This window comes from Microbacterium sp. zg.Y909 (assembly GCF_024626565.1).
Map to the genome: position 1 here is coordinate 1 of NZ_JANJFJ010000494.1, position 2,904 is coordinate 2,904.

General features: G+C 69.3%; 4 protein-coding genes and 1 pseudogene. 4 read left to right on the forward strand and 1 reads right to left on the reverse strand.

The window, feature by feature from the left end; genetic code table 11:
- Both NQ160_RS21845 and NQ160_RS21850 read left to right on the forward strand, forming a co-directional pair.
- Positions 1-251, forward strand: a pseudogene (locus NQ160_RS21845) (type I methionyl aminopeptidase); the annotation flags it as partial.
- Between the two features lie 9 nt (positions 252-260).
- Positions 261-938 carry a DsbA family protein gene (locus NQ160_RS21850; RefSeq protein WP_257517153.1) on the forward strand — a complete coding sequence of 226 codons (678 nt, stop codon included), beginning with the start codon at positions 261-263 and terminating at the stop codon, positions 936-938.
- Between the two features lie 78 nt (positions 939-1,016).
- Here the strand turns inward: NQ160_RS21850 and NQ160_RS21855 are convergent, their stop codons facing one another.
- Positions 1,017-1,976 carry a hypothetical protein gene (locus tag NQ160_RS21855; protein ID WP_257517154.1) on the reverse strand — a complete coding sequence of 320 codons (960 nt, stop codon included), beginning with the start codon at positions 1,974-1,976 and terminating at the stop codon, positions 1,017-1,019.
- A 355-nt stretch (positions 1,977-2,331) separates the two neighbouring features.
- Here NQ160_RS21855 and infA point away from each other — a divergent pair, with 355 nt between their 5' ends.
- Both infA and rpmJ read left to right on the forward strand, forming a co-directional pair.
- Positions 2,332-2,553, forward strand: coding sequence for a translation initiation factor IF-1 (gene infA, locus NQ160_RS21860; RefSeq protein ID WP_017201569.1), 222 nt, complete (start codon positions 2,332-2,334; stop codon positions 2,551-2,553).
- A gap of 67 nt (positions 2,554-2,620) precedes the next feature.
- Positions 2,621-2,737, forward strand: coding sequence for a 50S ribosomal protein L36 (rpmJ, locus tag NQ160_RS21865; protein ID WP_138174654.1), 117 nt, complete (start codon positions 2,621-2,623; stop codon positions 2,735-2,737).
- Positions 2,738-2,904 lie beyond the last annotated feature (167 nt).

The following is a 2,904-nucleotide window of genomic DNA, read 5'->3' on the forward strand; positions in this document are numbered from 1 at the left end:
GCGTCGCCGACCGCGGCGCCGAGGTCAAGCCGGGACTGTGTCTCGCGATCGAGCCGATGGTGGTCGCCGGCAGCGAGGAGACCTTCGTCGAGGACGACGACTGGACCGTCTCGACCGTCGACGGCTCAGCCGGCTCACACTGGGAACATAGTGTCGCCGTGCATCATGGAGGCATCTGGGTGCTCACCGCGCCCGATGGAGGAGCCGCGGGTCTGGCGCCGTTCGGCGTGGTCCCGCGCGAGATCGGATAGGGGCAGCTCGTGGCAGCGGCAGGGAACAAGACCAACTGGTTCGCGATCTGGGTGAGTGTGGCGGTCGTCGTCGTGCTGGTCGGCGTCGGCGGTCTGGTGTGGTGGATGAACAGCGCCGCCACGTCGCCGGGCACGGCGCCCGAGTCTTCCGCGGTCGAGTCCGAGACCGGCGCGATCATCGTGGGCGACGGTCCCGACGAGGTCGAGGTCTGGGCGGACTTCTACTGCCCCCACTGCCAGGACTTCGAGGACCAGTACGGTCCCGCCATCTCGGAGCTCGTCGACTCGGGCGACATCACGCTGCGGCTGCAGCCGGTGGCGCTGTCGGGGCTGAACGCGGCATCCGGCACGGAGTTCTCGGCACGCTCGGCCAGTGCGATGTACTGCGTGGCCGAAGAGGCCGGCGGCGAGGCGGCGTACGAGTTCATGCAGGCCGTGTTCGCCGAGCACCCGACCGGCCAGGGCCTCACCAACGAGCTGATGGCGTCGATGGCCGCGGACGCCGGCGCCCCCGACGCCGCAGCCTGCATCGAGGACGGCACCTACAGCAAGTTCGTGCAGGGCCAGTCGCAGAAGCTCCCCGCCAACGACCAGGGCCAGGCCGGCACCCCGACCCTGCTGGTCAACGGCGAGTACGTCACCATCTCCGGCGACGTCGCCGCCGACATCACCGACCGCCTGGGCTGAGCCTCCCTTTACGCTGAGACACCACTTTTCGGGTGGGACACCACGCCTCGCGTGATGTCTCACCCGATTCGTGGTTTCTCAGCGGGTGAGCGAGCGCGGATTGTGCCGCAGCGTCGCCAGCAGCAGGGTCTGGGTGGCCCGCACCCGCGGCACGCCGGCGGCAGCGAGTCGCTGGTCCAGCGGCGCTACCCCCAGGGTCGCGGCCCAATCCCAGCGGGCGAAGGCGCGCACCTGCCGGCGCAGGCGGTCTTCGCGGCGCTTCTCATCGACCACACGCGCCACGACGTCCCCGCCGACGTACTTGCCGTACCCGTCGGATTCGCCGATGACGCTGGCCCGGCGCCAGAAGAAGTCGACGCGGTCCTGCGCACCCTCGCCGGTGAACGCGACCTGCGGCTCCGGTTCCTCGTAGCCCAGCCACAGCATCACGGCGCGGCTGACGCTCTCGCCGGCCGACTCGCTGCGTGCGTCGATGAGCGGCAGGAGCAGCGCCAGTCGTGCGCGCCCGCGGCGGTCTGCCCCGGCCACGGCGATGTCGCGGAGCATCCCGACGGATGCCGCATGAGCCGCCCTCGGTGACACTGCGGCATCCGCGACAGCAAGACCGAATGCCGGTGGCAGCACCCGCATCAGGTCGATGACGGTGACGGCGGTGTCGGTGAGCAGCACGCCGCCCCGGCGGACCACCGTCTTGGCGTCGTTGCTGGTGTGCACGAACACATCGCCGTAGCGCCGCGATCGCGTGCGCTGCGGATCGTAGACGTGGATGTCGCGTGGTTCGCCGAACACCGGCAGCCGCATCATCGCCGCGGCTGACTCGAGCGTGAGGATCGCGTCCGGATGTCGACGGTGGAAGGCATGCACGCGGGCGAGGTACCGGTCCCAGGGATCCAACCTGGCCCAGGCGTCGCGAGGGGCGTAGAAGCCGGGGCGCACCCGCGCATGCGCCGCGTCGTCGCGCACCCGCAGGCCGGCCGCCGCCGCCTCGCCCGCGGCGATGAGGGGAACAGGGGAGCGGGCGAGAGGCGGGACGCGCATAGGCCCAGCGTGGCCGGTCGCGGCATCCGGCATCGCCTCCGCCCGCCCCATCGCCCACAGGATCGCCGGATCCGCTCCTGTGGAGAAGGCGCCGCCGGTCGCGCCCCGGCCCCGGGCGCGCCGAGACACCACGATCCCGCCGAGACACCCCGCGCCGCGTGGTGTCTCACCGCGAAACTGGTGTCTCACCGCGAAACTGGTGTCTCGCGCGAGCGGGAGCGACACGCCCGAGTTGCCGCGTGCGGCAGTACCACGTATGCTTGACGTTTGGTGCGTTGCGCCCGCTTTGGCGTGTCGCCGTACCGAATCCCCATCCACCGCAGACCGACCGGTCCGCACTACTGTAAGCGAGCGTATGGCGAAGAAAGACGGTGTCATCGAGATCGAGGGTGTGATCTCCGAGGCTCTCCCGAACGCGATGTTCCGCGTGGAGCTGAGCAACGGACACAAGGTGCTCGCAACGATCTCGGGCAAGATGCGACAGAACTACATCCGCATCATCCCCGAGGACCGCGTTGTCGTCGAGCTCAGCCCGTACGACCTCACGCGCGGTCGCATCGTCTACCGCTACCGCTAGACCCGGTCGAGAAGTAACGCCCCGGGGCATGCCGCCCTGCCCGGCGAAGACAGCGAACAGGAAAATCATGAAGGTCAACCCCTCCGTCAAGCCCATCTGCGACCACTGCAAGATCATCCGCCGCCACGGTCGCGTCATGGTCATCTGCAAGTCCAACCCGCGCCACAAGCAGCGCCAGGGATGACGCGGGGGATGCCACGGCATCCCTCCCACCAGACGTACAACTGAACAAAACAACACACACGGCAGGATCAGAACCTCGCAAGAGGGGACACCTCGGGGCGGAGGCCCGGGCACCGATCCTGCTCCACACCTCCACTCACTCCTAGGAGAGCCGCATGGCACGTCTTG

Coding starts and splice junctions, on each gene's coding strand:
- NQ160_RS21855 (WP_257517154.1), bottom strand. CDS start 1,976: ATGCGCGTCCCGCCTCTCGCCCGCTCCCCTGTTCCCCTCATCGCCGCG.
- infA (WP_017201569.1), top strand. CDS start 2,332: ATGGCGAAGAAAGACGGTGTCATCGAGATCGAGGGTGTGATCTCCGAG.
- rpmJ (WP_138174654.1), top strand. CDS start 2,621: ATGAAGGTCAACCCCTCCGTCAAGCCCATCTGCGACCACTGCAAGATC.